This is a genomic window from Streptomyces sp. NPDC048424 (assembly GCF_040651555.1).
Taxonomy (GTDB): domain Bacteria; phylum Actinomycetota; class Actinomycetes; order Streptomycetales; family Streptomycetaceae; genus Streptomyces.
In genome coordinates this window covers 20383-45881 of sequence record NZ_JBEZKE010000010.1, presented here as the reverse complement: position 1 = coordinate 45881, position 25499 = coordinate 20383, and the positions used below count along the sequence as shown (strand labels likewise).

The window sequence follows — 25499 nt, the reverse complement described above, 5'->3', positions numbered from 1 at the left end:
ACTGCCCCGGCGGTACGCGGGGATGTGACGGTCCGTCGTGGCTCGTCGGCGGGCGATGACCCACCCTAAACATCACTCAACGTGTTTATCGCAGCCGGTGTTGGAAACGCTGAGTAGCTACAGAGGTAAGGGTCAACGCGAAAGGCGGGAATCATGTCCGTGAGTATCGGAATCATCCTTGTTGTGGTGACGGCGGTCATCGCTGCGATCGCGCTCGCCCCGACGGTGGCACCCGCGGAGCCCGACCAGGGCGCAGCCCGGTCCGGTGACGGGGACGCACGCCGGACCGGCCCGAGCCGGCGTACTCGCCGTCGGCTGCACCGCATCCCGCCGCAGCAGACGGGCGACCGCAGGCGCAGCTTCGGCTGACCGGCGGTCGGCGTGCAGCCCGGTCCGGCCAGAGCCAGTAGGTGGGCCCGCGGTCATCGCGGGCCCACCTGGCCGGGGTTACACCATCGCGCCGTAGATCGGGGGCGCCTTGGGGCAGTGGATCAGGGTCCTTGGGCGTGTGGTCAGCGGTGGCCGGGGAGGGCGGCAGTACCGCGGCTCAGCCCGTTCCCTGTACAGCAGGAGGACCGCCGCGAGTATCGGAGTGCAGGTCAGGAGTATGAAGGTCATGACGTCGCCTGCGCCGTCAGCGAGGCCGGGTGGGACGGCTGCGGTGTCGTCGCGGCGGCCGCCCGCAGCAGGCGTTCCACCGCCCGGGAGCGGTTCGCGAGCCTGAGGCGGCGTCCGTGCCGCGGCCACCAGTCGAGGATGGCCAGGAACCCGGAGTCGGCGAAGGTGACGTCGGAGGTGTCCAGCACGAGGCCGGTGCAGCCGTCGTCGGCCGCCGAGGCCAGGAGCGCCCGCAGCGGGGCGGCACTGAAGTGGTCGATCTCCCCGCTGAGGCGGACGATCAGGGTGGCGCCGAGGGTGGTGCAGGAGCGGATGTCTATGACGCCGGGCGCGGTGTCAGCGCCCGAGTCGTGCACGGTGGAAGGGGCCAGGGGCGCGAGAGCGGCGGGCAGTATCGGGGCGGTGCTTGAGGTACTCACATCTCCAACAACGCTTCCCACCCGGTGTCGGGAAACGAGCCGAGCGGTCCTTTCACCCCATGTGACCAGCATCGATCCCCGACAGGAGGAAAGATTTCACCCGGATGAGGCGTCAGGCGCCCACCGCGCGGCGCCGTTCCGGTCAGTCTTCGGCGAGGATGCGGCCGTCCTCGTCGAGGGGCAGGTGGATGCGTGCGGGGTCCTGGCCGTTGGTGTCGGACGGGCGTGGGCCCTCGGGCCCGTCGGGGCCCCAGCGCAGCAGGCGGCGCGTGCGGGCGATCCGGTACACGGTGTCCTGGAACGCCAGCTGGTTGACGCGGCCGGCCCGCAGGGCGTCGGCGGCCTCGGCGTACGCGGCCAGCTCCGCCGTTCGGGGGACGGCCGATGCCCCGTCCTTCGCCGTCCACGTACGGGCGTCGGCCTGCGGGTCGGCGTCGGCGGGGATGTGGCCGTGCAAGCGCGGCCACATCCATGTCAGGGTGAAGTCCAGCGACTTGCGGGCCTCGTGCGCGTTCGCGTGCGGGCCGCTGACCGGCCGCCAGCCGCGGGCGGCGGTCTGTTCCACGACCGTGAACGTCGGGGGCAGCAGCAGTACGTCCGGGTGGGTGTCCAGCGCCCGCTGCGCGTCGGAGCGCACGTCCTCGGGGAACCGTTCGCCCGTGTAGCAGAGGCCTCGAAGCGCCAGCCGCTCCACGGCCTGGGTGGGGGTGACCGGTGCGTCCGGGTCCAGGAGCAGGTCGTCGTCGACCCCCGGTCCCTTGGCGGCGCGGTTCCAATCGGGGAAGAGCGGATCGGGATCGGTGGGACGCGGCTGTTCGATGCCGTCCGGGCCCGCGCCCGCGTACTCCTCGGCGCGTACGACCCGGTACCGGGTCCCCGCCACTTCGAGTTCGTCGACGCGCTCGCTCTCCAGCCGGGCGACCGCCGCCAGCAGTGCCCGCCGTTCCGTCCGGTCGCGCGCATCGTCCTTCGCGCGGAACCACAGCCGCGAGTTCAGCCCGTCGCGCGCCTGCTGCGGGCAGCCGTCCGTCACCGCGAGCACCACCCGCCACCGCGGTTCGTCCCCGACGCCCTGCGCCGCCACCCCGAACAACGGGCCGCGCACCACCACACTGGCGGTACGCGCCACGGCGTCGACCGCGTCGGCCTCCACCGCGGATTCCACCGGCTCCACGGGTACCCGTACCACCATCGGTCGGGACCCGCCCTGCCCCACATCCCCACGGTCCATGCGCCCATCCTGCCGACCGCGGTACGGCGCTGCCCCTGATTCACCGATTCCCGTCCGGGCGGGTGCGGGATCGACTATGCGGTGGACCCCAGGTCGTAGGTGAAGGAGTAGGCGACGGAGGATTCGCCGTGGCGGTACGTGAATCCCCCCGAGCCCGTCAGGCCGGCGAGGTCCCCGGTGGCGGAGCCGGGCACGACCTCGAAGCGGCAGACGGTGCCGCCGGCGTCGAAGGTGCCGCGCTCCTCCAGTACGAAACTGCCCTTGCGGCCGTCGACGCTGCCGGTGAGCAGTTCCATGCCGCTGTAGCTGCCGACGTTCTCCCCGGTGTAGGCGATCGTGTAGTCGCAGGCGGTCTCCGCGGCCTCGATCCCGCCGGTGAAGGCGTTGGTGACGTGGGCGTGGGCGAGCCGCGGTACGGCCTCCGCGGATCCGACGGGGTTCTCCTCCCAGTTGGCGAAGGTGAAGCGGCCACTGGTCTCTACGGGCATGGGCACGGGCGTGGGCGTGGGCATCGCTGTCCTATCGGTCGTCAGTCGGCCGGGCGGTCTGCTCCGCCCGGCCGTTGATCAGGCTGTGTCCCCAGGCTGGCAGGGGTACCTGACACCTTCTGTCAGGTAGGGCGGACAATGGCATCCATGCGCGCCGACCGCCTCCTCTCCCTGCTCCTGCTGCTGCAGAACCGCGGCCGGATGACCGCGCCCGAGCTCGCCGCCGAGCTGGAAGTGTCCGTGCGCACGGTCTACCGGGACGTCGAGGCCCTCGGCGCCTCCGGCGTCCCCGTCCTCGCCGACCGGGGACCGGCCGGCGGATACCGGCTGGCCGAGGGCTACCGCACCCGCCTCACCGGCCTCACCGACGCCCAGGCCGGCTCGCTCTTCCTGGCGGGCGCCCCCGGACCCGCGCGGGAACTCGGCCTCGGCGCCGACCTGGCCGCCGCCCAGCTGAAGCTCCAGGCCGCGCTGCCCGCCGCACTCGCCGGACGGGCCCGCCGGATCCAGGACCGCTTCCACCTCGACGCGCCCGCCTGGTTCCGGGAGGCCGACCCCGTCCCGTACCTCGCACAGATCGCCCAGGCCGTATGGGACCAGCGCGTCCTGCGCACCCACTACCGCCGCTGGCGCGGCGAGGTGCGGCGCGAGCTGCACCCGCTCGGCCTCGTCCTCAAGGCGGGCATCTGGTACCTGGTCGCCGAGGTGGAGGACGGCGCCGTACGGACCTACCGCGTCTCCCGGTTCCTGGCCGTGGACACCGCGGCGGAGGGGTTCGAACGACCCGCCGGGTTCGAACTCGCCGCGTACTGGCAGGAGTCCACAAGTCGCCTGGGCGCAGTACTCCACCAGCACACGGCGGAGCTGCGCCTGTCCCCGCTCGGACAGCGGCTGCTCCCCGTGCAGTTCGGGGCGGCGGGCAACCGGGCACTGGCCGAGGCCGGCCCGGCCGACGCGGACGGTTGGGTCCGGGTGCTGCTGCCCGTCGAGTCCGAGGCGGTCGCCGTCGGAGACCTGCTCAGGCTGGGCACCGAGGCCGAGGTGCTCGGCCCGGCCGAACTGCGCCGCGCCCTCGCCGAAACGGTGGCCACCCTGGCCGGACGCTACGCCTGAGGCCCGAACGTAGAACCGTTCCGCCCGAATCACCGTGGTCCGGCCCCGGGGCATCGGCTACGGTCCTTGGCTGTGAACCGTACCGAGCGTCTGTACGCCCTGGTGGAGGAGTTACGTGCGGTCTCGCCCCGCCCGCGCAGCGCCCGGTGGCTCGCCGAGCGCTTCGGCGTCAGCACCCGCACCATCGAGCGCGACCTCAGCGCCCTCCAGCAGTCCGGCGTGCCGGTCTACGCCGAACCGGGCCGCAGCGGCGGGTACGTGGTGGACAAGGACCACACCCTGCCGCCCCTGACCATCACCCCGGCCGAGGCGGCGGCCCTGGCCGTCGCCCTGCACGGGCTGTCCGGGACGCCGTTCGCCGCGGACGCCCACTCGGCGCTGTACAAGGTGTTCGCCGTCATGCCGCAGCGCGAACGCCAGGCCGCGCGCGAGCTCGCCGCCCGGGTACGGCTCGCCGTGCACTCCGCTCGGCCGACCGCGCTCCCGCACACCCTGCGCGAGGCGCTCTCGACCCACCGGCTGCTGCACCTGCGCTACGCCGACCCGCAGGGTGAGGTCACCGACCGCACCGTCGAACCCCTGGGCTTCCTCGGAGGCGACCCCTGGTACCTCGTCGGCTGGTGCCGGCTGGACTCGGCCGTACGGGGCTTTCGCCTCGACCGCATCCGAGAGGCGCGGGCACTGGAGGAAACGGTGGAGCCGCGTCCGGTGGACCTGTCCGAACTGGGCACCCTCGGACGGGATTTCGTGGCACTCGACGAGCTCTACAGTTTCGCTTGAGCCGCTGTCCGGAGGGCTAAACACCGACAGAGGGTTGTCGCCCCAGGCCCGGAGGCTGGGTGACCACGAACCGACCCTGGAAGGCACCCATGTCTGTGACGACGATCCCCACCACCGACTCCGCGCCGCTGACCCGGGAGGCCGGCACCCGGCTGGTGGAGGGCTGGACGGCGCTCTGGAACGGAGACCTCGCCCTCGCCGAGCAGATCCTCGCCCCCGGCTTCCGGCTGCACTTCGCGGACGACTTCGACGGCACCGGTTCCGCCGCCACCTTCGGCCGGGACGAACTGACGGCGTTCATCTCGGCCAACAGCCTCGCCCTCACCGGCCTGACCTTCGCCGCCGACGCCGCACCGCTGGTCGACTCCGAGCGCGGCGAGATGGCCTGCCGGTGGCTGGAGAGCCACGCCGGCGGCGGAGACGTCGTCGTCAAGAGCGGCATCGACATGTTCGCGGTCACGGACGGCCGGATCTCCGCCGTCTGGTCACTCACCGGCAACCGCCGCTTCGACGCCTGAAGACCGGGCACCAGAGCCCGGCCCCCGGCCGGTCCCGCCCTACGCCCGGACCCGCGGCGCAGCGGTCCACGTGGTCCTGCTCAGCCTGAGCCGAGGCGCTCGCCCCGGCCGTCGCCGGACTCCCAGCGGACCTCGCCGTCCTGGAGCCGCCCGGTCGGGCGCAGTCCGCAGCGCGCGGCGACCGCCGCCGAAGCGACGTGGTCCGGATGGATGTGTGCGACCAGCAGGTCGACGGGCAGCGGCCCCAACCAGTCCGCGACGGCCCGCGCGGCCTCCGAGGCGAAGCCGCGGCCCTGCCAGGGGGTGCCGACGACCCAGGCGAGCTCGGCCAGGCCGCGCGCCGGGACGATCGTGGCCTGGACGGTGCCCACCAACCGCCCCTGCCCGCGCAGCCGCAGGACCCAGTTGGCCCACACGGTCGCGGGCTCGGGGGAGCCGGCGCTGAGCCGCTCGTAGCGGGCGCGGAGCTCCTCCCGCGACAGCGGTGCACCGCCGGTGAAGGCGTGCAGGGCGGGGTCGGCCAGGACGAGGCTCATCTCGTCGGCGTGCGAGGGGAGCAGCGGGAGCAGGTCCAGGCGACGGGTGGCGAGGGCGACGGGCCGGACGACGGGCCGGCGCACCTTGGCCGCGGCGCCCGGGCGGGGTACGCCGTCCACGGCCAGGCAGATGCCCAGCACCCGGTCGTAGCCGGTCCAGCCGTTGACATGGCCGTGGTTGTTGCTGATCTGCACGCGCCGGCGCGGGGCGTCCACCGCCGAGACGAGGTGCAGGTACACCGTGCCCGAGACGCGGGCCAGGACGATGTCGCCGACCTCGACCGACGCCGGATCGGCCGGCGCGACCCGGACCCGCTGCCGGCTGCGGACCAGCGGCTCCATGGATCCGCCGGTCGGCCGGAACTCCACGGTCTCCCCGCGGCCGACGCGGTCCGCCTGTGTGTCGAGCATGCCCATCGGGCGAGTCTCGCGGGACGGGGAGCTCCCGGCCACCGGATTTCTCCCCGGCCCGGCCCGGCCCGGCCCGGCCTCGCCCGGCCCGCCCGCCTCGCCCCGGCCGGTACCGCGAGGGCTTCCGGCAGCCGGCCTCCTTCCGCCAGGAGGCGCGCCCGGGCGCGGGCACGGAAGGCGCACCCTAGCGGGCGGCCGCAGCGGGCTCCACCTCCAGGAAGCGGCGCCGGCGCGGGCCCCGGTACAGGAGGCAGACCCAGCCCAGCCGTTCCAGTACGGCCGCGCAGGCCGCCAGCCGCTCCTGTTCCTCCTCGGCCGCGCCGCCGCCCGGGGGCCCGAGCCAGGTCACCTGCACCCGCCCGGGCTCCGGACCGGCGGCCACGCGGTAGCCCGTCCGCGTGCGCCGGCCCTCCGCGTCCAGTGCCGACGGGGGGATCCCCGCCGCCTCCAGTACGAGGGCCACCGCGCGCGGCAGCTGCCGTACCTCCCACGGCGCGGGAACCTCCGCGCCCGCCGGGCCGTTGACCAGCCGACGGATCTGCAGCAGCCCCTCGTAGGCCGTGCGCAGCTCGGCCTCCCGCCGGCCGGGTGGCGCGGCCGGGCCGTCGCCGGTCGCGGGCTCGAAGCCCTGCCCGGGTACCGTCATCGGCTCACACCCTCCCCGCTCGTCGCGCGCCCGTCGGGCCCCCCGCGCCCGTCTGAGTACGTTGTGCCCAACGGCCTGAGTATCCGCCCCGATTCCCCGCCGGGCCGCCGCTGGTCGAATGGGGTCATGACTTCCGAGGCCCCGCGCAGCGCGACCGTCCGCCCGCGCATGCAGCACGTGACCACCGCAGGCTCGGCCCTGGCCGTGGCGCTGGTCCCGCTCGTCGTCGGCGTCCTGTTCGCCAAGGCGATGGCCGCCGACCCGATGACCCCGGTCAACGCCCTGATCGCGGGCGGCGGTCAGCGGGCCGCCCTGCCGCGGGGTGAGTGGAAGCGGCGCGGCCACAGCACCCTGCGCAGGTTCCGTACCGTGCGGCGGGACACGGCGCGCCGGTGCGCCCACGTCTGCGGCCGCCGTCCCTGATGCCTCCGGCGTCACGGAGTCACGGGGTCAGGGCGCGGCGAGGGGCTCCTGCAGTTCGGTGACCCACTGGTCCGGGTCCTGCGGGCACGAGAGGGTCAGCTCCCGCGCGTACCCCGTCGAGCGGTGGCCGTGCGCGTCGATCCACCGCGCCAGGGCCTGCGCGGTCGGCAGTACGCCGTCCATCGCGCCCCGGTGCACCACGGTCGCGGCCCGCTCCACCCCGGGCAGCGTGACGATCCGCACCTCGCCCCCGAGCTCCTCGGCGCGGACCGAGGCCGCCACCGGAAGACCGGCGTGCACGAGGATCGCCGTTCCGGAATCCGTGCCCGGCGCGTCCTCGTAGTAGGCGGTGCCGGGACCGGTCGGGACGACCCCGGCCTCCTCGACGCGGCGGCACAGCTCGTCGTAGAGCGGGCCGATGACCGGACCGATGTCCTGCGGGTCGAAACTCGCGGCCGTGCCGGTCAGCTCGGCGAGCCGGACGGGCGGGAGGCTCTTCACGACGATGTCGTCGGCAGGCATGGTTCCCTCGCTTTCGATGGTCCGGAGCCTCGCCTCGACCTGGACCAGCCGGGCCGCCGCGGCGGCCATGGCGCTCTCCAGCTCGGCCTGCCGCAGCCGCAGCATGCCGCGCAGCTCCTCCGCGCCCACGCGCTCGTCGAGGATCGTCCCGACCTGGTCGAGGCTGAAGCCGAGTTCCTTGAGCGCGATGACACGGTTGAGGCGGGCGAGCTGCCCGGCCTCGTAGAAGCGGTAGCCGGTGAAGGGGTCGACACGCGCCGGGCGCAGCAGTCCGAGGGCGTCGTAGTGACGCAGCATGCGGACCGACACCCGGCCGTGTTTGGCGAAGTCTCCGATGGTGAACATGTCGTGCTCCACTGCAAGGTCTGACACAGGGGGAGGGTCAAGCCTCGCATCCGGCGCGGGGAGGGTCAGCGGCCGTACTGCCGCAGGCAGAGGTCGACGATGGACGGCGGTACGACCCCGTCCGCGGCCGCGCAGAGCTCGTCCATGCGGGGCGCGGGGGCGGGCCGCCGACGCGGGTGCGGGTGCGCGGTCGCGGGCCCGGGCACCCGCGTCCGCCGGGGCGGCACCGTCTTGGCACGGGCCCGCTCGCGGGACGGCTCGGGCTCCGGGGCGCGACCCCGTTCCGCCGCTGGTTCCGGGTCCGGGTGCGGGTCGGTCTCGGGGGTCGCGGGCAGTTCCCCCAGGGGCAGCGCCAGGGGGGTGGGGAGCTCGGGGGCGTTGGCGGGCGGAACGGAACCGCGTACGGGAACCGGAGCCGAATCTTGCGGTGCGACGGAGACACAGCCGGCGCTCGCGAGGAGCGCGACGAGGGAGAGGGGCACGGCCCGGCGTAACTGCATCCGACCACCTTGCCGTACGGTTCGGCCCGCCCGGTTCCCCGCCTCACGCGTGTGGGTGACACGGCCCCCGTGGTTGCGGTCGGGGCGTGTGGGAAATTGGAACGGCAGTGCGGGTGACGGGGGAGGCGCGACCTCCGGCGCCCCGCGCCGCCGTGTCCTGCCCGTCGAACGCCCGTACGGAGTGCCCGTCCATGACCTCAGCCGCCGCGCCCGGCAACCCCACGCCGCCCCCGGAGCCCACGGGCCGCCCCGCGTCCCCGCCCCCGGCCGCGTCCCTGCCTGAAGCCCGATCCGAGCCGGGGAGCAGACCCGGACGCGGGAGTAGACCCGGACACGCGAGCGGACCCGGGACGGGGAGCGGACCCGCACCGTGGAAGGGCTGGGCGGCCGTGTGCGCCGTCGCCCTCGGGATCTTCTGCCTCATCACCTCCGAACTGCTCCCCGTCGGGCTGCTCACCCCGGTCGGCGCCGACCTGGGCGTCTCCGACGGGACCGCCGGGCTGATGGTCACCGTCCCCGGGCTGGTCGCCGGATGCTGCGCCCCGCTGGTCACCGTCGGCGCCGGCCGGCTCGACAGGCGGCTCGTACTGTGCGTGCTCATCGCCCTGATGGCCGCCGCCAACCTCGCCGCCGCCCTCGCCCCGAACTTCGCCGTGGTGCTCGCGGCCCGCCTGCTGGTCGGCGTCAGCGTCGGCGGATTCTGGGCCATCGCGGGCGGACTCGCCGTACGCCTCGTCCCCGCGCACCAGGCGGGCCGGGCGACCGCGCTCGTCTTCGGCGGCGTACCCACCGCGTCCGTGCTCGGCGTACCCGCCGGCACCCTGCTCGGCGAAATCGGCGGCTGGCGCACCGCCTTCGCGGCGGTCGGCGTCCTCGGCCTCGTCACGCTGACCGCGCTGCTCCTGCTGCTGCCCCCGCTGCCGCCGACCCGGCACATCACCTTCCCGGAACTGCCGGCCCTGCTCCGCGAGAACCCGGCCGTCCGGGCCGGGGTGATCGTCACCTTCCTGGTGGTGACCGGGCAGTTCGCCGCCTACACCTTCGTCCGGCCGATCCTCCAGGACGTCTCCGGCATCGACGCCGGATACGTCAGCACGCTCCTGCTCGGCTACGGCGTCGCCGGTGTCGCGGGCAACTTCCTGGCCGGGACCCGCGACGCGTACCGGACCCTGCTCGTGGTCAGCTCCTGCCTCACCGTGATCCTCGCGCTGATCGCCGTCCTCCCGGGACCGGTCGCCGGGACCACGCTGCTGCTCGCCTGGGGACTCGCCTACGGAGGGGTCTCCGTGAGCGTGCAGGGCTGGATGATCAAGGCGTCCCCGGACGCGCCCGAGGCGGCCTCCTCGCTCATGGTGGCCATGTTCAACCTCGCCATAGCCGCGGGCGCGCTGTTCGGCGGCCTCGCCGTCGACGGCATCTCCGCACCCGCCGCCCCGCTCGGCGGAGCCGCCCTGATGCTCGGGGCGGCGTGCACCGTCTGGGCCACGGCGGTCCGCCGCACCGACAGACGGGACGACCAGGGGGATACCGGACATCCGGCTTGACCCGGGCCCTGCCGGAGGGAAAGAGTGCGCCGATCAAGAACCACCGCTTGAGCCGCACTTCGGAGATACGCCAGATGTCCCCATCCGTTCGCACATCGCCCGCCCCGGCCACGGTCGGCGGTTCTCCGGCACTCGGCACCCCCGGCGTCCCCGCCACCGGTGCCCCCCTGGCTCCCGCCGCCCGGCGGCGCAGAGCCTGACCGGCCGGATGGGGGCCGGCACCGCACCGCCGCGCCGGCCCCCGTCCCAGCCGGGGAGCCACCATGTCCCAGGACCCTGATGAGAGCGGGCTCGTCCCCGACGACCACCTGCTCGTACGCCCGTACGTCGGCCCCTCGGGCCGGCCGCCCCGGCCGACGGCGCCCACCTGGCCGCAGACCGGACCCCTCGCCTTCCCCGGCCCGGCGCGCGCCCCGCAAGCCGGTGGCCCCGCTCCGGCTTCCGCCCCTGCCGTCGCTCCCGCAGGCCCGCGCGATGACTTGGACGGCGGGAGCCGCAGCCGCAGTCGGCTTCCGCTCGCCGTCGCCACCCTGCTCGCGCTCGCCGTGGTCGGCGCCGCGGTGCTCCTGCTGAGCGGGCCGGAGCCGGAACCGCCCCGGGCAGGGCGGCCGCCCGAGCTGTCCGTGCCGGTGCTCCCGGCGCGCAGCCCGGACGCGGGCGCCGGCGGGGAACCCGGGCCGGCCGCGTCCGCACGGGCCGGGGCGACCCCGACGGCCCCGACGGCGGAGCCGAGCGCGAGCGCGAGCGCGAAGGCGAGCGAGGGGCCCGAGCCGACGCCCTCGCCGAGCGCGTCGGCGCCGCGACCGTCGGGTGCCGGTGCCCCCGTGACCCTGCGGATGGGGGACAAGGGGCCCGAGGTGCGCGCCCTGCAGGAAATGCTCTACGGGCAGGGGTTCACGTACGTCTCCGTCACCGGCGTCTTCGACGGCCAGACCAAGCGCGGCGTCAGCCAGCTCCAGCGCGACCGGTCCATCAAGGGCGACCCGCAGGGCGTCTACGGGCCCGCCACGCAGGCGGCCATGAGGTAAGGCCGCCCGGCCTGCGGTGGCCTGCCGCGGCCTCCGGCGGTTCAGCGGCCGCCGGAGACCCGCAGCACGGTTCCCGTCGTGTACGAGGCGTCCGGGGACAGCAGCCAGGCGATGGCCCCGGCGATCTCCCCGGGCCGGCCGGGCCGCCCGAGCGGGATCGCGGCCGCGGCCCGTGCCGGCCGGTCGGGATCCCCCATCGCCGCGTGCATGTCGGTCTCGATGATGCCGGGAGCCACGGCGTTGACCCGGATCCCGTCCGGGCCGAGCTCCTTGGAGAGGCCCACGGTCAGCGCGTCGGTGGCCGCCTTGGTCGCCGCGTAGTGCACGTAGTCCCCGGGGCTGCCGAGGGTGGCGGCAGCCGAGGAGACGTTCACGATCGCCCCGCCGCCGGACTCCGCCATGTCCCGGGCGGCCCGGCGGCAGCACAGCAGGTACCCGAGGAGGTTCACCTCGACCACGCGCCGCAGGTCCTCGGTCCGGGCGTCGGCGAGCCGGCCGAGCGGGCCGGTCACCCCGGCGTTGTTGACCAGGCCGGTCAGCGTGCCGAGTTCGGCGCCCGCGATGTCGAAGAGCCGCTCGACGGCGCACTCCTCGGAGGTGTCACCGCGTACGGTCACACAGCGGGCCCCGGTGGCCCGTACCCGCTCGGCGACGGCCTCGGCGGCCGCCTCGTCGCGGACGTAGCCCAGGGCCAGGTCGTGCCCGTCGGCGGCCAGCCGCAGCGCGGTCGCCGCACCGATGCCCCTGCTGCCGCCGGTGATGACGGTGACCGGACGACGACGTGACACGGAAGCCTCCTGCGGAAGGTGGAACAGCGGATGCCGGAGCAGCGCGCGCGGTGCGGCAGGCTAACACCGTGATAATCGCTGGACCAGCGAAAATGGCGCCCGGGAGAGTGATCGTCACCGACGCGCCGAAGGACCGGCACGTCGTCCGCGTCCCTGACGACTGCAGGAGCCGTCCATGTCGACCTTGAGGGTCACCGCCGAAGAGCTGACCGTCCACGAGCACCCGAACGCCGACGCGTTGGAGCTGGCCCAGGTGGGCCTGTACCGCGCCGTGATCGCCAAGGGTGCCTACCGCACGGGCGAGTTCGCGCTCTACATACCCGAACAGGCCGTGCTGCCGGCCGAGCTGATCGAGGAGCTCGGTCTCACCGGACGGCTGGCCGGCGGCTCCGCCGACCGGGTCAAGGCGGTCCGCCTGCGCGGCGAACTCTCACAGGGCCTGGTGTGCCGCCCGCGCGCGCTCGCCGACGTCGACCTCGTGCAGGCGGCCAAGGAGGGCACGGACTTCGCGGAACTGCTCGGCATCACCAAATGGTCCCCGCCCATCCCCACCACCATGAGCGGCGACGTCGAAGCCGCCGCCGACCTGATGCCGTGGGTCGACATCGAGAACCTCCAGCGCTACCCGCACATCTTCGAGCCGGGCGAGCAGGTCGTCCTCACGGAGAAACTGCACGGCACCGCCTGCCTGTTCACGTACGTGGCGCAGGAGGAGCGGTCGATCGTCTCCTCCAAGGGATTCGGCTCGAAGGGGCTGGCGCTCAAGGAGGACGAGCGCAACCTCTACTGGCGGGCCGTACGCGGCCACGGCGTGCCGGCCGTCGCCGCGGCCCTGGCCGCCCGCCTCGGCGCCACCCGGGTGGGCATCTTCGCCGAGGTGTACGGCGCGGGCGTCCAGGACCTGGCCTACGGGACCGACGTGCGCACCGCCGACACACCACCCGGGTACGCCGTCTTCGACGTGTCCGCCGAGATCGACGGGCAGGTGCGCTGGCTGGACCCGACCGCCGTCCTGGCGGACGGGGAACTGCCGCTGGTGCCACGGCTGTACGAGGGCCCGTACGACCTCGACACCGTGCTGGAGCTGGCGAGCGGCCGCGAAACCGTGTCCGGGCGGGCCGTGCACCTGCGCGAGGGCGTCGTGATCCGTCCCTCGGCGGAGCGCTACAGCCCGGTCGTCGGCGGCCGCGCCATCGCCAAGGCGGTCAGCCCGGCCTACCTGACCCGTAAGGGCGGTACCGAGTACGAGTGATCGTCCGGCGTTCCCAGGATGATCCGATGTCCCGTACCGATGCCTTGTCGAGGGCGCTCGACACCCCGGGGGAACCGCCGCTGCGGCCCCTTCCGCCCACCGTGTCCGCGCTGTTGCGCGCGCCGGCCGCCCCGCCCCGGCTGGCCGCGCACCTGCGGCTCGTGCACGACGTCGCGTACGAGCCGGCCGACTGGCTGGCCGGGCGCCGCGACGCGCGCCGCGTGGGGCGAAGACGGGGTGACCGTGGAGGAGTTGCTGGTCAGCCTCGCGGACAAGGTGTGGAAGGGCAAGCGGGTCCAGGACCTGGAGGACCTCGTCGTGGACCGCCTCGCCACGCAGACCGGTGCCGAGCGCTGGGAGGCGTACCTGGAGCTGGACGGGGTACTCGGGCGGATCGCCGAGGGGGCGGACGCGCGGCTCGACTTCCAGGCGGCCTTCCCCGTGCACGGGTGACCGGCCGCGTCCGACGGGCCGGGCCGTGCGGGACGCGCCGTGCGGGACGCGCCGCGCCGCGTTCGCCCCGCATCGTGGGGCGGGCGCGGCGTGCGTGGTGGGATGGACCGGGGGCGGGTCCACCAGCACACGGAGAGGTCGGGTACATGTCCCAGTCGGGCCGGAGCAGCCAGGAAACCATGCGGGCGATGGCGTACGAGACGTACGGCGGGACGGAGGTGCTCTCCGAGATCCGGCTGCCGCTGCCCAAGTACGGCCCGGGCGAGGTGCTCGTCCGGGTGAAGTACGCCGGGGTCAACCCCGTCGACTGGAAGATCATGTCGGGCGGGCTCGACGCCCTGATGGACGTCGTCTACCCGGTGATCCCCGGCTGGGACGTGGCCGGCACCGTCGAGCGCGTCGGCATCGACGTCCCCGAGTACGCCGAGGGCGACGAGGTCATCGCCTACGCCCGCAAGGACTACGTGCACGGCGGGACCTTCGCCGAGTTCGTCACCGTGCCCGTGCGCGCCCTCGCGCACAAGCCCGCCTCGCTGAGCTGGGCCGAGGCCGCCGGGCTCCCGCTGGCCGGGCTCACCGCGTACCAGCTGCTCACCCGCCTCGGCACCGGCAAGGACGACACGGTCCTCATCCACGGCGCCGCGGGCGGTGTCGGCTCCCTCGGCGTGCAGATCGCCCGGGCGCTCGGCGCCCGCGTCATCGGCACGGCCTCCCCGCGCAACCACGACCGGGTGCGCGAACTCGGCGGCGAACCCGTCGAGTACGGGGACGGGCTCGCCGACCGCGTCCGCGCCCTCGTGCCCGACGGGCCCACCGTCGTCGCGGACTTCGTCGGCGGCGTCGGCGGGGTCACCCGGGAAGTGCTCCACGACGACGGCCGGCACGCCTCGATCGCCGATCCCAGCGTGCTCGGATCGGGCGGCCAGTGGGTCTGGGTCCGTCCGGTCGGCAGCGACCTGGCCGAACTGGGCCGGCTCGCCGACGCCGGACAGCTGAAGGTGCCGGTCGCCAAGACCTTCCCGCTGGCCGAACTCGCCGCGGCCTTCGAACTGAGCCAGGGCGGGCACACCCCGGGAAAGATCGTCATCGAGGTCTGATCCCGCCCGGGGGCGGCCCACGTCAGGCCAGGTCCGGCACCTCGCCGCAGGCCGCCCGGGTGACCTCGACCCCCGGCAGGCCGGCCCGCCACGGGCCGGTCTGCGCGGCCAGCTCCGCCGCGTCCGGCGGGGCGGAGCCGAGGCCGATCGCGTAACGGGCGAGGCCCGGGCCGGACTCGAAGGGGCGCGGCCAGGCGTGCGCGTCCGTGACACCGGCCGCCTCCAGGGCGCCGAGCAGCGCCCGCAGCCGCCCCCGCACGCGGCCCAGGGTCTCCTCGAACTCCCCGCCGGACGCGCGTACGGTGACCACCGCCCAGGCGGCGTGCCGGCGGTGCAGCGGCGGCGGGGCCGGCAGGGTCCGGCCGGCCTGGTCGGAGCCGGCCTCGAGCAGCTCCCAGGCCCGGTACAACTCCTGGACCAGCAGGTCGCGCAGGCCCGGCCCCACCTGGGCGGTGCAACTGCGCACCGGCTCCGAGGGCGTGAGCACCGTGACCGGATCGAGGACCGGGAGCGGGTCCGGTCCGGCCGACGCGACCGCATCCTGCCCGTCCGCCGCAGCCGGATCCGCCGGCGCCACGGCCGACGGCAACAGCCCCACCGGCTCCCGCCAGTCCCAGGCGGCCCACCGGCCGAAGAACTCCCGCAGCAGCTCGTCCGGCGGCAGCGCCCCGGCCTCCTGGACCGTACGCGCCGCCAGGACCGCCCAGGCCAGCCCCGGCAGCCCGCCGAACGGCGCCGAGTCCAGCCCGCGGGCCCGCGCCCACGCCTTCACCTCCCGCGCCAGCCGGGCGAACGCGGCGTGCTCCGCGCCCACCCGCTCCCGTACGGCATCGGCGTCGCTCACCGCGCTCAGCGCGACGGCGGCCGCCTCACCCAACTCCACCCGCCGTGCCACCGCATGTGCGGGATCCAGGCCGTTCGCGGCCACCGTCACCAGGTCCACGGACAGCGCCCCGACGCGGAACCGCACACCCGGCACGCGCGCCCCCGTCACCTCGCGCAGCGGCCCGGCCTCCGGCAGGGCCGCCGCCAGCCGGTCCCGTACGGCGGTGACCTCGTCCGGCCCGGGCAGCACCGCCACCAGGTCCAGGTCGGCCTCCGGCAGCGCGCAGCCCATCCGGCGCGATCCGGCCAGGTGCACCTCCGCCCCGCCCAGGGCGGCCCGGACGCGGGCGGTGACCTGCTCGGCCCGGCCGGGTCCACGACCGTGCGCCTCACCGGGCGCGTGCTCCGGCTTCGGTTCCGGTTCCGCTTCCCAGCGCACCTCGCCCGTCCCCAGTGCCACCGCCGCGCGGACCCGCATCGGTCCGTCCCCGCGCCGCGAGAGCACCGCCAGCTCCCCGACCCGCGAGGGCACGGCGCCGCGGAGCCGGGCCGTGAACTCCACGACCGCCCGCTGCGGGTCCTGGCTGCGCCCGAGCGTCAGGTGCGGGGTGTACCCCTCGGCGCGCCCCCGGCAGCCCGGGAACCGCTCCGTCAGGTTGCGCCGGAGTTCCTGCCACGGCCCGTCTCCGGCCGCCGCCGGATCCAGCCAGAGGGTGGCGTCCTCGCGGTGCCCGAAGCTGTGCACGCCCTCCAGCCGTACGTCGAAGGGCGCCGCCCCGGCGGCCGCTTCGGCCAGCAGCGGCAGGGCCTCGTCGAAGGAGGACTCCGGCACGAAGCCGAAGAGCAGGTTCACGTGCGCGGGCCAGCGGCCGGCCTGCGGGTCGTGCCGCTCGCGCACCTCCCGCACCGCCTCCGGCAGCTGCGGCGGCAGCCAGGCCACCGCCGTCCGCGCGGTCGCCGGTACGTCGAGCCGCGCCGGCCCGCCGCCGGGCGCCCCGAACTCCACGGTCGCCTCGACACCGAAGTGGTCGGAGATGAACAGCCCCTGCGCGGCGGGCGCGTCGCCGCGCAGCGCCGCCCGCGTCACCCGCGCCCCCGTGGACCCGAGCAGGATCCGGTCCAGCCGGGCCGCCCGCCCGGACAGCGAGCCCACCGCGGCCAGCGGATTGGCCACCGGATCGAAGGTCGGCGTACCGTCCGCGGCCCCGTGGACCTCGCTCCAGGCGTCCCGCATGCCGAGTGCGGCCGCGGGCCCCTCGGCCCCGTGGCGGCCGTCGTTGAAGTCGCCCAGCAGGGCCACGGCGGCCTCGATGCCGCCCAGGCCCTCCGCGAGCCGGGCCAGTTCGGCGTCCCGCCGCAGGTGCCCGTTCTCGGTGTGGTCGCTGGTCAGGTGCGTCGCGGCGACGACCAGGGCGCCGGCCGCGGTGTCCACCGTCACGGCGGTGACCGCCTTGTGCCTGCCGAGCAGGTGCATCCCCGCTTCCCGCACCGGCAGCCGGCTCAGTACCAGCAGCCCGCACTCGGCGACGTCGCGGCCGCCGGGATCCGTGCCGAGGGTGTACCCGGCCCGCACCCACGGCGCCGCCAGCAGCATGCCGACCAGCTCGGGCTCGACCTCCTGCAGCGCGATGACATCCGCGTCGGCGGCCGCCAGATCGGCCAGCAGCAACGGCCTGCGCCGGGCGGTGGCGATGCGCGGGGCGTCGTACCGGTCCCAGAGCGCGTTCCAGGTCAGCAGCCGCACCGCGGCGGGGCCCGCCGCCGGGCCGGAGGGCGGCGGCTGCGCGGGCCGCCAGGCGCCGCCGCCGGCCGGGTCCCACGCGTACGGGGTGCGCGCGGTGAAGAACGGGGCCCGCAGCAGGCGCGGATCGCGGACCCGCCCCGCCGCGCTGACGTCGATCCGGTCCACGCCCGTGGCCCGGTCCCAGACCAGTTCGCCGTCCGCCTCGACGAACAGCACCCGGTGCCAGGGGATGTCGCCGCCGGGCACGAAGGAGGGCAGCGGAACCCGCTTCGGCGCGGCCCCGCGCTGGAGCAGGCCGAGCACGAACCGCGCCGGATCGAACCGGGGGTCCCAGCGGACCTGGTGGTAGAGCTGCTCACTGGTACGCATCAGAACTCCCCGCAGATCGGATCCGGGCCGTCCGCGAGGCCGCCCGCCGTGTCCTCGACGTCCCCGCCCGCGCCGATGTACCACGTACGGTGCGCCTGACCGGCGTACGGGGGATTGAACCGGTGCAGCTGGGTGGCCAGCACCTGCCCCGGCACCGGGTGCGTGCGCACGGCGTTGCGGCGCAGCAGCTCCGGCTCGTCGACCAGCACCACGGCGTGGGTGACCAGCGCGTCGCGGCGCCGCGCGACCGAGCCGGCCAGGCCGCGCTGCTGGTCGGTGAGCGAGGTCGCGTCCCACACCACGGTTCCGCCCCGGGCGAGGGCGGCGTCGAGGCGGTCCAGGCCCTGGCCCAGCACGTCCGCGTTGGCCCGCTGGTCCGCGCGGGAACCCCGGGCGGTGCGCAGGTCGTCAAGACTGATGTACGCGTCCACACCGGGCAGGCCGCGACCGAAGGTGCTCTTCCCGCTGCCCGAGGGGCCGCTGAGCTGCACCAGTCGGGGAAACGTTCCGTCGCGCCACTGCCAGGTCGCCGCCACCGCCTCCTCGACGGCCACGCAGCCGACTCCGGGACCCCAACCGAGGCGCGCGGCCGCGATCCTTCCCTGCCCGAACGCGCGCCGGGCCTCCGCCCAGCAACGGTCGGCCGCGTCCGCGTCCAGCCCGGCGAGGGGCTCCCCCAGGGCGGCGCGCAAGGCGTTCAGCGGGTCCTGGCCGCCGAGCAGCCCCGCCTCCTCGGCCCACAGGGCGGACCACTCCACGGCCTCCCGCGCCTGCGGCCCGTCGGCCAGCGCCCCGGCCAGCGCGTGCAGCACCCCGAGATCGGCCGCCATGGCCATCCGGACCAGTCCGGCCCGTCGGTCCGCGTCCGGAAACGGCCGCTGCAGGTACGGGTACAGGCCCACCAGGTCGCCGACCCGGCGCGCGAGTCCCATCCCGGCCGGTCCGGCGGCGAGCCGCGCCGCGATCCGGCCGCGCGGCTCGCGCCGCAGCAGGGCGGCCAGTACGCCGGCCAGTCGGTCCTCGCCCGCCCGCCCCGCCCCGTCGAGCCGGGCGGCGACCTCGGCCACGTCACCCGCCACGTCACCGGCGGCCTCATCCCCATCGGCGGCCCCGCCCGCCCCTCCCGCCCCGACGGCGGCGGCCAGCCCCGCCACGTCCGGCTCGGCTCCCGACCGGACCGCCCACAACGGGGCCGCCGGACCGAGCCCGTTGGGTACGACCTCGGCGAACATCCAGTGCGTATCGGTCTGTACGTGCCCGCCCCGCACCCACTTGGCCACGCACCGCCCGAAGTCCTCGCGAGCGAAACCGGCCGCCGTCCGCACGACGTAGCCCTCCTCCCGCGCGGTGTCGAGCTTCAGCTTGCGCAGCGTGCGCGCGTCGAAGGTGCCCCGCCACAGCACGCGCGGCGCGGGCACCCCGAGGCCCCGCAGGAACCGTACGGTCCGGTCCCAGTCCAGGCAGTGGTCCCCGTCCCACACCGAGAACCCGTAGAACCAGCTGTCCAGATCCTCGTACGGGATCGAGTGCCGGGCGTAGAGGTTCTCCCCGCACACCCGCCAGCCGGCCGGAATCCCCGGGCCGATCCTGCCCTGGAGGCCCTTGACCCATGCCCGCGAGGGATGGTGCGCCGAATCGAGCGAGCGGGCGTGCAGGCCGTCGGCGTACAGGGTGGTGTTCTCGCCGTCGAGCTTCTCCGTCACCACCACCTCGCGCCCGGCGAGCCCCTCCAGTCCGACGGCCCGGACGTCGTCCGCCGAGGCCCCGGGGGACCAGGGCAGGTGTGGCGTACGGGGATAGTGGGTGCGCATGATCCGCTCCGGCTCGACGACGTGGTGCCTCGTCACTGTAAGTATCCGGAGCGGGGCCATCCACCCATTAACCCCACGGGGAGCAACCCCACGGGGGAGCCGGGGCCTTCGGGGAGCTCAGTAGCCGAGGGTGAAACGTCGGCCCGCGTGCGCGTCGAGCTCGATCTCGTCGAGCACGGCGACGGCGTAGTCCTCCGTCGAGATGTGGCTGCGGCCCTCGTCGTCGACGACGAGGTCGTCGAGTGCCAGCCGGTACGTTCCCGTGCGCTCGCCCGGAGCGATCTGCGCGGCCGGGCTCAGGCAGGTCCAGTGGACCTCCTCCACGGGCACGGTCCGCAGGAAGTCCAGGGCGTCGCCGTGGGCGTGCATCAGAGCCAGCACGGGCTCGGGAACGCCCGCCTGGTCCCAGACCAGCGGGCCGCCGGGGGTGCGCAGCGAACCCGCCCCGCCGACTACCACCACCCGCGGCCGGGGCGTGTCCGTGCCGAGCGAACGCACCCCGCCGATCAGCGACTTCGCGGCGTCCACGAGGACGGCGGGGTCCCCGGAGCCGGGGCCGAACGCACTGATCACCACGTCCTGCCCGGCCGCCGCCCCGGCCACGGACGCCGGATCCAGCACGTCGCCGCGCACCACCGCGGTGGCCCCGCCGCCGGAGTCCGCGAGCTTCGCGGGATCGCGTACGACCGCGGTGACCTCGTGGCCGCGCCGGATCGCTTCGCGCAGCACCTGGGTTCCGATGCTGCCGCTCGCGCCGAAGAGGGCGATCTTGGCCATGGCAACTCCCTGGGGATGGAGGGCTGTACGGAACCCCGATCGAGCCCCGTCCCACCCATCCAACCGAACCACCCCACCCCCACCCGCCAGCCGGGCCGAAGCCACCGGACGATCCGCCCCGACCGGACGACGTAGGCGTCGTGCACCGGAAGCGACGGCCAGGTGGCACAGGGCCACGATCGACGGGGGGACCGTGCCCCGCGCCTCCGCGCACACGGGGGCCGAGTCGTACGTGCGCTGCGGCGCGGGTCCGGGCTTCGCCACCGACGGGGGCCGTTTGCGCGGCTTCGGCGGGCTTCGCCGGCCGCGCGGGACCGGTCCGGGGCCCCGGGGATCCGTTCCCGGGGCAGATTCGGGCGATCGAACATACGATGGGCGGGAACCGGGGCGGGCGGCTCGCCGTGCCGCTGGTCCAGGCCGTCGTGGGAGACGTATGGCAGAGGTCGCCGACGCAGCACGGACCGTCATCCTGACCGTGGACGACGATCCCGGAGTCTCCCGTGCCGTCGCCCGTGACCTGCGGCGCCGCTACGGCGCCGGGTACCGCATCGTGCGCGCCGAGTCCGGTGAGTCCGCCCTGGAGGCACTGCGCGAGCTGAAGCTGCGGGGCGACCTGGTGGCCGTGATCCTGGCCGATTACCGCATGCCGCAGATGAACGGCATCGAGTTCCTCGAACAGGCCCTGAACGTGTACCCCGGCGCCCGGCGCGTACTGCTGACCGCGTACGCCGACACCAACGCGGCGATCGACGCGATCAACGTCGTCGACCTCGACCACTACCTGCTCAAGCCGTGGGACCCGCCGGAGGAGAAGCTCTACCCCGTCGTGGACGACCTGCTCACCGCCTGGCGCTCCAGCGACTACCGGCCGGTACCCGCCACCAAGGTGGTCGGGCACCGCTGGTCGGCGCGCTCCTCGCAGGTGCGGGAGTTCCTGGCCCGCAACCAGGTGCCCTACCGCTGGTACTCATCCGACGAGCCCGAGGGCCTGCGCCTGCTGGAGGCCGCCGGGGTCGACGGGCAGCGGCTGCCCCTGGTGATCACCCCGGAGGGCACCGTACTGGTCGAGCCGGAGGCGCCCGACCTGGCCGCCCACGTGGGGCTCGCGACGACGCCGACCGCCGAGTTCTACGACCTCGTCGTGATCGGCGGCGGCCCGGCCGGGCTCGGCGCGGCCGTGTACGGGGCCTCCGAGGGGCTGCGAACCGTACTCATCGAGCGGTCGGCCACCGGCGGGCAGGCCGGGCAGAGCTCCCGCATCGAGAACTACCTCGGCTTCCCCGACGGCGTCTCGGGCGCCCAGCTCACCGATCGCGCCCGCCGCCAGGCCGGCCGGTTCGGCGCCGAGATCCTCACCGCGCGCGAGGTCACCGGGCTGGAGGTCAACGGCCCGGCGCGCGTCGTCCGCTTCTCCGACGGCTCGTCGGTCGCCGCGCACAGCGTCATCCTGGCGACCGGCGTCTCGTACCGGCAGCTCCAGGCACCGGGCTGCGACGACCTGACCGGCCGCGGCGTGTACTACGGCTCCTCGCTCACCGAGGCGTCCTCCTGCCAGGGGTACGACGTCTACATCGTCGGCGGGGCCAACTCCGCCGGGCAGGCCGCGATGTACCTGGCGCGGGGCGCGAAGTCGGTGACGCTGCTGGTGCGCGGGGAGTCCCTGACCGCGTCGATGTCGTACTACCTGATCCAGCAGATCCAGGAGTCGCCGAACATCTCGGTGCGCACCCGGACCGTCGTCGAGGCGGCGCACGGCGAGGAGCACCTGGAACGGCTGGTCCTGCGGGACGTGGAAAGCGGCGCCACGGAACTCGTCGACGCGCAGTGGATGTTCGTCTTCATCGGCGCGGCCCCGCTGACCGACTGGCTGGACGGCACGGTGCTGCGCGACGAACGCGGCTTCATCCTGGCCGGACCGGACCTCACGGCGGACGGACGGCCACCGGCCGAGTGGCCGCTGGACCGGCCGCCCTACCACCTGGAGACCAACATTCCCGGCGTGTTCGTGGCCGGCGACGCGCGGGCCCGGTCCGCGAAGCGCGTCGCGTCCGCCGTCGGAGAGGGAGCCATGGCCGTGATGCTCGTCCACCGGTACCTGGAGCAGTCATGAGCGGGCAGGCGATGCCCTGCAGCCCGCAGGAGATCGCCTCGCTGTTCCTGTTCGAGAAGCTCTCCCCGGAGCAGCTCGGACGGTTGTGCGCCGAGGGGCGCGTGGAACGGTTCGAAGCCGGTCCGGTGTACACCGAAGGCGACCCGGCGACGTGCTTCTACGTGATGATCGAGGGCACCGTCGTACTGTCCCGCCGGGTCGGCGGCGACGACGTCGAGGTGAGCCGGACCTCGCAGCGCGGGGTGTACGCCGGAGCCATGCAGGCCTACCTGGGCGACCGGGTGCCGCAGACCTACACCAACTCGATGCGGGTGACCGAGAAGACGCGGTTCTTCGTGCTGCCCGCGCAGTCGTTCGCCGACTTCATGCAGGAATGGTTCCCGATGGCCGCCCACCTGCTGGAAGGGCTCTTCTTCGGCGCGAAGAACACCCAGCGGGCCATCGGCCAGCGCGAACGGCTCCTGGCGCTCGGATCGCTGTCCGCCGGACTCACCCACGAGCTCAACAACCCGGCCGCGGCGGCCGTCCGGGCCACCGCCACCCTGCGCGAACGGGTCGGCAAGATGCGGCACAAGCTGGCCGTCATCTCCCAGGGCGGCTACTCCCGCGAGACCATCGCCGACCTCATCGAGATCCAGGAGCGCACCGTCGAACGCGTGGCCAAAGCACCGGCGTTGAGCCCCCTGGAGGCCTCCGACAGGGAGGACGAGCTCGCCGACTGGCTCGACGACCACGACATCCAGGAGGGCTGGCGGATCGCGCCGACCTTCGTACAGGCCGGACTGGACACGGACTGGCTGGACCAGGTCGCGGCGACCGTGGCCGAGGACATCCTGCCGGCGGCCATCGGCTGGCTCAACTACTCCGTCGAGACCGAGCTGTTGATGGACGAGATCGACGACTCCACCACCCGCATCTCCCACCTCGTGGACGCGGCCAAGCAGTACTCGCAGCTCGACCGGGCCCCGCACCGGGTCGTCGACGTCCACGAACTCCTGGACAGCACCCTGCTGATGCTGTCGGGGAAGATCGGCCGCCGGATCCGGGTGGTCAAGGACTACGACCGCTCCCTGCCGGACGTGCCCGCCTACCCGGCGGAGCTCAACCAGGTGTGGACCAACCTCATCGACAACGCCGTCTTCGCCATGGGGAGCGCGGGTGGCGAGGGCACGCTGACGGTCCGCACGGCGCGCGAGGGGGACCGGCTGCTGGTGGAGTTCCGCGACACCGGGCCCGGTATCCCCGGAGACATCCGCAGCCGCATCTTCGATCCCTTCTTCACCACGAAGCCGGTGGGGGAGGGCACCGGACTGGGCCTGGACATCTCCTGGCGGATCGTCGTCAACAAGCACCACGGCAGCCTCCAGGTCGAATCCGAGCCCGGTGACACCCGTTTCCAGGTGCTGTTGCCGCTGACCGCACCGGAATCCGAAGCCGAAGCCGAAACCGAAAGCGCGAGCGAAGCCGAGAGCGCACCCGCAACCGGCACCGAGACCGCCGAGGAGCCCGTATGACCGACATCAAGGGAATCGACCCGAGCGTCCCGCCCGCCGGTACCGGCTGCGGCGACTGCGACGCGGTGGGCGGCTGGTGGTTCCACCTGCGGCGCTGCGCCCAGTGCGGCCACATCGGCTGCTGCGACTCCTCGCCGGCCCAGCACGCCACCGCCCACTGGAAGTCCGCCGGCCACCCCCTGGTGCAGAGCTTCGAACCGGGCGAGGACTGGTTCTGGGACTACGACCGCAACGAGATGTACGAGTCCGGGCCCGAGCTGACGCCGCCGCGCGGCCATCCCGAGGATCAGTCGGTGCCCGGACCGGCCGATCGGGTTCCGCCGGACTGGACGCAGCGGCTCCACCGCTGAACCGGCTCGTCACCCCGTTCGGTCCGCGCGCCGCCGCCGTGCGGATGGCCGGTGCGGCGCAGGGCTGCGGGGGTGGTGTTGTACCAGCGTTGGACGGCCCGGCGCAGGGCGCGCGCGTCGGCGTAGTCGCTCCGGGCGGCGATCGCGTCGATGCTGAGGTCGGTGCTGTGGAGCAGCCGCGTGACCTGCTCCCGGCGCACGGTTTCGACCTCGTGGCTCCACGTGGTGCCGTGTTCGTCGAGGCGGCGCTGGAGGGTCCGCGTGCTGATGGCCATGCGCCGCGCCGCCGTGGACAGGGTCAGGTCGCCTTCCCCGTGGAGGGAGGCGACGGCGGTACGGAAGAGGTCCAGCCAGTTGCGCAGCGGTACGGCGGAGGCGAGGGTCTGGTCCGCGTGCCTGCGCAGCACGCTCGACAGGCCGGGCTGGGCGTGCGGAGAGGGGGCGTTCAGGTCTTCGGTGCGGAAGGTGATCGAGCTGACCGGGGCCTCGAACTCGATGCTGCGGGTGCCGTAGAGCTCGGTCAGGGCGTCGTGCCGGGCGGGTGTCCTGGCGGCCAGCGCGACGCGGACGGGTACGAGGGTCCGCCGCGCGGCTTCGCCGAGTCGGCGCTGGTAGAGGCCGAGCGCGCAGGCGCGGACGGCGCAGGCCGCCTCGTGGGTGAGATCGGCCTCGTTGAGGTGGCTGATGGTGACCTCGCCGTCTTCCTCGGTGACCCACAGGTTGTCCGTGCCGGTGTCGACGACCGCGGCGAGGTGGGCCGAGGCGTCCCGGGCCCCTTCGAGCGGAGTCGGCGCGGAGGTGAACAGGTAGTCCCAGACGCCGAGGCTGCCGATGTCCGACTGCCGGGTCATGACCTGGGCCACCTCGGTCCAGTGGGCGTGGACGGTGGCCAGTTCGGCGATGCGGATGCTCGTCAGGGCGGGCGGCCGGCACAGGTCGTCGTTGAGGTGCTCCGGGGCCAGACCCAGCAGGTGCGCGTACCCGGCCGGAGGTATCCCGAGCAGACGTGCCGTATTGACGTTCAGACGGGTGAGGGCGGAGGAGGTCGTGCCCTGGTGCGTGTTCGGGACCACAGGGGCCGAGCATAGACGAGGACGAATGGCCAGGTCATCGCAGTACCGTGGCGGCCGCCGGCCCCAACGTGGCGCGCCGGGTCCCCCCTTGGCGCGTCCGGTCCCCTTGCTGGCGTCCTCTGCCATGGGCCGGGCGCCGTTTCCGGCCATAGCGTGGTGATCGTTCCCGCACGGTGCGGACGGCACGTGACCCGGTGAAACGCAGTCATGTCCG

General features: G+C 74.4%; 25 protein-coding genes. 13 read left to right on the top strand and 12 right to left on the bottom strand.

The window, feature by feature from the left end; genetic code table 11:
- Nucleotides 1-153 precede the first annotated feature (153 nt).
- Entirely contained in the window at nucleotides 154-369 is a 216-nt protein-coding gene (locus AB0D29_RS16495; protein WP_362854778.1) for a hypothetical protein, read from the top strand.
- Nucleotides 370-614: 245 nt separating this feature from the next.
- On the opposite strand, the gene AB0D29_RS16490 is transcribed toward AB0D29_RS16495, so the two are convergent.
- From AB0D29_RS16490 to AB0D29_RS16480, 3 genes are all read right to left on the bottom strand, one after another.
- Nucleotides 615-1037, bottom strand: coding sequence for an STAS domain-containing protein (locus AB0D29_RS16490; protein WP_362854776.1), 423 nt, complete (start codon nucleotides 1035-1037; stop codon nucleotides 615-617).
- Nucleotides 1038-1179: 142 nt separating this feature from the next.
- Complete coding sequence (locus tag AB0D29_RS16485) at nucleotides 1180-2268, bottom strand: DUF5954 family protein (RefSeq protein WP_362854774.1); 1089 nt, start codon at nucleotides 2266-2268, stop codon at nucleotides 1180-1182.
- A gap of 74 nt (nucleotides 2269-2342) precedes the next feature.
- Nucleotides 2343-2756 carry a DUF3224 domain-containing protein gene (locus AB0D29_RS16480; protein WP_362854773.1) on the bottom strand — a complete coding sequence of 138 codons (414 nt, stop codon included), beginning with the start codon at nucleotides 2754-2756 and terminating at the stop codon, nucleotides 2343-2345.
- Between the two features lie 147 nt (nucleotides 2757-2903).
- On the opposite strand from AB0D29_RS16480, the gene AB0D29_RS16475 reads away from it, so the two are divergent.
- From AB0D29_RS16475 to AB0D29_RS16465, 3 genes are all read left to right on the top strand, one after another.
- On the top strand, nucleotides 2904-3869 hold the full coding sequence (locus tag AB0D29_RS16475) for a transcriptional regulator (RefSeq protein WP_362854771.1): 966 nt from the start codon (nucleotides 2904-2906) through the stop codon (nucleotides 3867-3869).
- Between the two features lie 72 nt (nucleotides 3870-3941).
- Nucleotides 3942-4649, top strand: coding sequence for a WYL domain-containing protein (locus AB0D29_RS16470; protein WP_362854769.1), 708 nt, complete (start codon nucleotides 3942-3944; stop codon nucleotides 4647-4649).
- A gap of 89 nt (nucleotides 4650-4738) precedes the next feature.
- Nucleotides 4739-5167 (top strand): nuclear transport factor 2 family protein, encoded by a 429-nt coding sequence (locus tag AB0D29_RS16465; RefSeq protein WP_362854767.1) that lies wholly within the window; start codon nucleotides 4739-4741, stop codon nucleotides 5165-5167.
- 80 nt (nucleotides 5168-5247) lie between these two features.
- Here the strand turns inward: AB0D29_RS16465 and AB0D29_RS16460 are convergent, their stop codons facing one another.
- Both AB0D29_RS16460 and AB0D29_RS16455 read right to left on the bottom strand, forming a co-directional pair.
- Nucleotides 5248-5787, bottom strand: a complete 540-nt coding sequence (locus tag AB0D29_RS16460) for a GNAT family N-acetyltransferase (RefSeq protein ID WP_362855119.1) — start codon at nucleotides 5785-5787, stop codon at nucleotides 5248-5250.
- A 511-nt stretch (nucleotides 5788-6298) separates the two neighbouring features.
- Nucleotides 6299-6760: a hypothetical protein gene (locus AB0D29_RS16455; protein WP_362854765.1), complete on the bottom strand. Its 462-nt coding sequence runs from the start codon at nucleotides 6758-6760 to the stop codon at nucleotides 6299-6301.
- 126 nt (nucleotides 6761-6886) lie between these two features.
- Here AB0D29_RS16455 and AB0D29_RS16450 point away from each other — a divergent pair, with 126 nt between their 5' ends.
- Nucleotides 6887-7183, top strand: coding sequence for a hypothetical protein (locus tag AB0D29_RS16450; protein WP_362809609.1), 297 nt, complete (start codon nucleotides 6887-6889; stop codon nucleotides 7181-7183).
- Between the two features lie 27 nt (nucleotides 7184-7210).
- On the opposite strand, the gene AB0D29_RS16445 is transcribed toward AB0D29_RS16450, so the two are convergent.
- Both AB0D29_RS16445 and AB0D29_RS16440 read right to left on the bottom strand, forming a co-directional pair.
- A complete protein-coding gene (locus AB0D29_RS16445) occupies nucleotides 7211-8050 on the bottom strand; it encodes a MerR family transcriptional regulator (RefSeq protein ID WP_362855118.1) in 840 nt (279 codons plus the stop codon).
- Nucleotides 8051-8115: 65 nt separating this feature from the next.
- Entirely contained in the window at nucleotides 8116-8550 is a 435-nt protein-coding gene (locus AB0D29_RS16440; protein WP_362854764.1) for a hypothetical protein, read from the bottom strand.
- Between the two features lie 389 nt (nucleotides 8551-8939).
- Between AB0D29_RS16440 and AB0D29_RS16435 the strand changes: the two genes are divergently transcribed.
- On the top strand, nucleotides 8940-10094 hold the full coding sequence (locus AB0D29_RS16435; RefSeq protein WP_362854762.1) for an MFS transporter: 1155 nt from the start codon (nucleotides 8940-8942) through the stop codon (nucleotides 10092-10094).
- Nucleotides 10095-10357: 263 nt separating this feature from the next.
- A complete protein-coding gene (locus AB0D29_RS16430; RefSeq protein WP_362854761.1) occupies nucleotides 10358-11122 on the top strand; it encodes a peptidoglycan-binding protein in 765 nt (254 codons plus the stop codon).
- Nucleotides 11123-11163: 41 nt separating this feature from the next.
- On the opposite strand, the gene AB0D29_RS16425 is transcribed toward AB0D29_RS16430, so the two are convergent.
- The gene (locus tag AB0D29_RS16425) at nucleotides 11164-11910 is read right to left on the bottom strand and encodes an SDR family oxidoreductase (protein ID WP_362854760.1); all 747 of its coding nucleotides are present in this window, start codon (nucleotides 11908-11910) and stop codon (nucleotides 11164-11166) included.
- A 175-nt stretch (nucleotides 11911-12085) separates the two neighbouring features.
- Here AB0D29_RS16425 and AB0D29_RS16420 point away from each other — a divergent pair, with 175 nt between their 5' ends.
- The 3 genes from AB0D29_RS16420 to AB0D29_RS16410 all read left to right on the top strand — a co-directional run bounded on the left by AB0D29_RS16420 (nucleotide 12086) and on the right by AB0D29_RS16410 (nucleotide 14712).
- Nucleotides 12086-13162 (top strand): RNA ligase (ATP), encoded by a 1077-nt coding sequence (locus AB0D29_RS16420; RefSeq protein WP_362854759.1) that lies wholly within the window; start codon nucleotides 12086-12088, stop codon nucleotides 13160-13162.
- Between the two features lie 243 nt (nucleotides 13163-13405).
- On the top strand, nucleotides 13406-13615 hold the full coding sequence (locus AB0D29_RS16415; protein WP_362854757.1) for a hypothetical protein: 210 nt from the start codon (nucleotides 13406-13408) through the stop codon (nucleotides 13613-13615).
- A gap of 179 nt (nucleotides 13616-13794) precedes the next feature.
- The gene (locus AB0D29_RS16410; protein ID WP_362855117.1) at nucleotides 13795-14712 is read left to right on the top strand and encodes an NADP-dependent oxidoreductase; all 918 of its coding nucleotides are present in this window, start codon (nucleotides 13795-13797) and stop codon (nucleotides 14710-14712) included.
- 22 nt (nucleotides 14713-14734) lie between these two features.
- Here the strand turns inward: AB0D29_RS16410 and AB0D29_RS16405 are convergent, their stop codons facing one another.
- From AB0D29_RS16405 to AB0D29_RS16395, 3 genes are all read right to left on the bottom strand, one after another.
- Nucleotides 14735-17650 carry a poly(A) polymerase gene (locus AB0D29_RS16405; RefSeq protein WP_362854756.1) on the bottom strand — a complete coding sequence of 972 codons (2916 nt, stop codon included), beginning with the start codon at nucleotides 17648-17650 and terminating at the stop codon, nucleotides 14735-14737.
- A complete protein-coding gene (locus tag AB0D29_RS16400; protein ID WP_362855116.1) occupies nucleotides 17650-19461 on the bottom strand; it encodes an RNA ligase family protein in 1812 nt (603 codons plus the stop codon). The genes AB0D29_RS16405 and AB0D29_RS16400 overlap by 1 nt, the downstream gene beginning before the upstream one ends.
- A 117-nt stretch (nucleotides 19462-19578) precedes the next feature.
- The gene (locus AB0D29_RS16395; protein WP_362854754.1) at nucleotides 19579-20238 is read right to left on the bottom strand and encodes an NAD(P)H-binding protein; all 660 of its coding nucleotides are present in this window, start codon (nucleotides 20236-20238) and stop codon (nucleotides 19579-19581) included.
- A 433-nt stretch (nucleotides 20239-20671) separates the two neighbouring features.
- Here AB0D29_RS16395 and AB0D29_RS16390 point away from each other — a divergent pair, with 433 nt between their 5' ends.
- The 3 genes from AB0D29_RS16390 to AB0D29_RS16380 are packed head-to-tail and all read left to right on the top strand — an operon-like array spanning nucleotide 20672 to nucleotide 24212.
- On the top strand, nucleotides 20672-22348 hold the full coding sequence (locus AB0D29_RS16390) for an FAD-dependent oxidoreductase (protein WP_362854752.1): 1677 nt from the start codon (nucleotides 20672-20674) through the stop codon (nucleotides 22346-22348).
- Complete coding sequence (locus AB0D29_RS16385; protein WP_362854751.1) at nucleotides 22345-23862, top strand: ATP-binding protein; 1518 nt, start codon at nucleotides 22345-22347, stop codon at nucleotides 23860-23862. The genes AB0D29_RS16390 and AB0D29_RS16385 overlap by 4 nt, the downstream gene beginning before the upstream one ends.
- Entirely contained in the window at nucleotides 23859-24212 is a 354-nt protein-coding gene (locus AB0D29_RS16380) for a UBP-type zinc finger domain-containing protein (protein ID WP_362854750.1), read from the top strand. Before AB0D29_RS16385 ends, AB0D29_RS16380 begins: the two co-directional genes overlap by 4 nt.
- On the opposite strand, the gene AB0D29_RS16375 is transcribed toward AB0D29_RS16380, so the two are convergent.
- Nucleotides 24149-25285 (bottom strand): helix-turn-helix domain-containing protein, encoded by a 1137-nt coding sequence (locus AB0D29_RS16375; RefSeq protein WP_362854749.1) that lies wholly within the window; start codon nucleotides 25283-25285, stop codon nucleotides 24149-24151. The two genes, AB0D29_RS16380 and AB0D29_RS16375, sit on opposite strands and share 64 nt — an antisense overlap.
- Nucleotides 25286-25499 lie beyond the last annotated feature (214 nt).

What these genes read in the sequence shown, in the direction of transcription:
- AB0D29_RS16495 (WP_362854778.1), top strand. Translation starts at nt 154, where the DNA reads ATGTCCGTGAGTATCGGAATCATCCTTGTTGTGGTGACGGCGGTCATC.
- AB0D29_RS16485 (WP_362854774.1), bottom strand. Translation starts at nt 2,268, where the DNA reads ATGGACCGTGGGGATGTGGGGCAGGGCGGGTCCCGACCGATGGTGGTA.
- AB0D29_RS16480 (WP_362854773.1), bottom strand. Translation starts at nt 2,756, where the DNA reads ATGCCCGTAGAGACCAGTGGCCGCTTCACCTTCGCCAACTGGGAGGAG.
- AB0D29_RS16475 (WP_362854771.1), top strand. Translation starts at nt 2,904, where the DNA reads ATGCGCGCCGACCGCCTCCTCTCCCTGCTCCTGCTGCTGCAGAACCGC.
- AB0D29_RS16465 (WP_362854767.1), top strand. Translation starts at nt 4,739, where the DNA reads ATGTCTGTGACGACGATCCCCACCACCGACTCCGCGCCGCTGACCCGG.
- AB0D29_RS16455 (WP_362854765.1), bottom strand. Translation starts at nt 6,760, where the DNA reads ATGACGGTACCCGGGCAGGGCTTCGAGCCCGCGACCGGCGACGGCCCG.
- AB0D29_RS16450 (WP_362809609.1), top strand. Translation starts at nt 6,887, where the DNA reads ATGACTTCCGAGGCCCCGCGCAGCGCGACCGTCCGCCCGCGCATGCAG.
- AB0D29_RS16445 (WP_362855118.1), bottom strand. Translation starts at nt 8,050, where the DNA reads ATGTTCACCATCGGAGACTTCGCCAAACACGGCCGGGTGTCGGTCCGC.
- AB0D29_RS16440 (WP_362854764.1), bottom strand. Translation starts at nt 8,550, where the DNA reads ATGCAGTTACGCCGGGCCGTGCCCCTCTCCCTCGTCGCGCTCCTCGCG.
- AB0D29_RS16430 (WP_362854761.1), top strand. Translation starts at nt 10,358, where the DNA reads ATGTCCCAGGACCCTGATGAGAGCGGGCTCGTCCCCGACGACCACCTG.
- AB0D29_RS16420 (WP_362854759.1), top strand. Translation starts at nt 12,086, where the DNA reads ATGTCGACCTTGAGGGTCACCGCCGAAGAGCTGACCGTCCACGAGCAC.
- AB0D29_RS16410 (WP_362855117.1), top strand. Translation starts at nt 13,795, where the DNA reads ATGCGGGCGATGGCGTACGAGACGTACGGCGGGACGGAGGTGCTCTCC.
- AB0D29_RS16405 (WP_362854756.1), bottom strand. Translation starts at nt 17,650, where the DNA reads ATGCGTACCAGTGAGCAGCTCTACCACCAGGTCCGCTGGGACCCCCGG.
- AB0D29_RS16400 (WP_362855116.1), bottom strand. Translation starts at nt 19,461, where the DNA reads ATGCGCACCCACTATCCCCGTACGCCACACCTGCCCTGGTCCCCCGGG.
- AB0D29_RS16395 (WP_362854754.1), bottom strand. Translation starts at nt 20,238, where the DNA reads ATGGCCAAGATCGCCCTCTTCGGCGCGAGCGGCAGCATCGGAACCCAG.
- AB0D29_RS16390 (WP_362854752.1), top strand. Translation starts at nt 20,672, where the DNA reads ATGGCAGAGGTCGCCGACGCAGCACGGACCGTCATCCTGACCGTGGAC.
- AB0D29_RS16385 (WP_362854751.1), top strand. Translation starts at nt 22,345, where the DNA reads ATGAGCGGGCAGGCGATGCCCTGCAGCCCGCAGGAGATCGCCTCGCTG.
- AB0D29_RS16380 (WP_362854750.1), top strand. Translation starts at nt 23,859, where the DNA reads ATGACCGACATCAAGGGAATCGACCCGAGCGTCCCGCCCGCCGGTACC.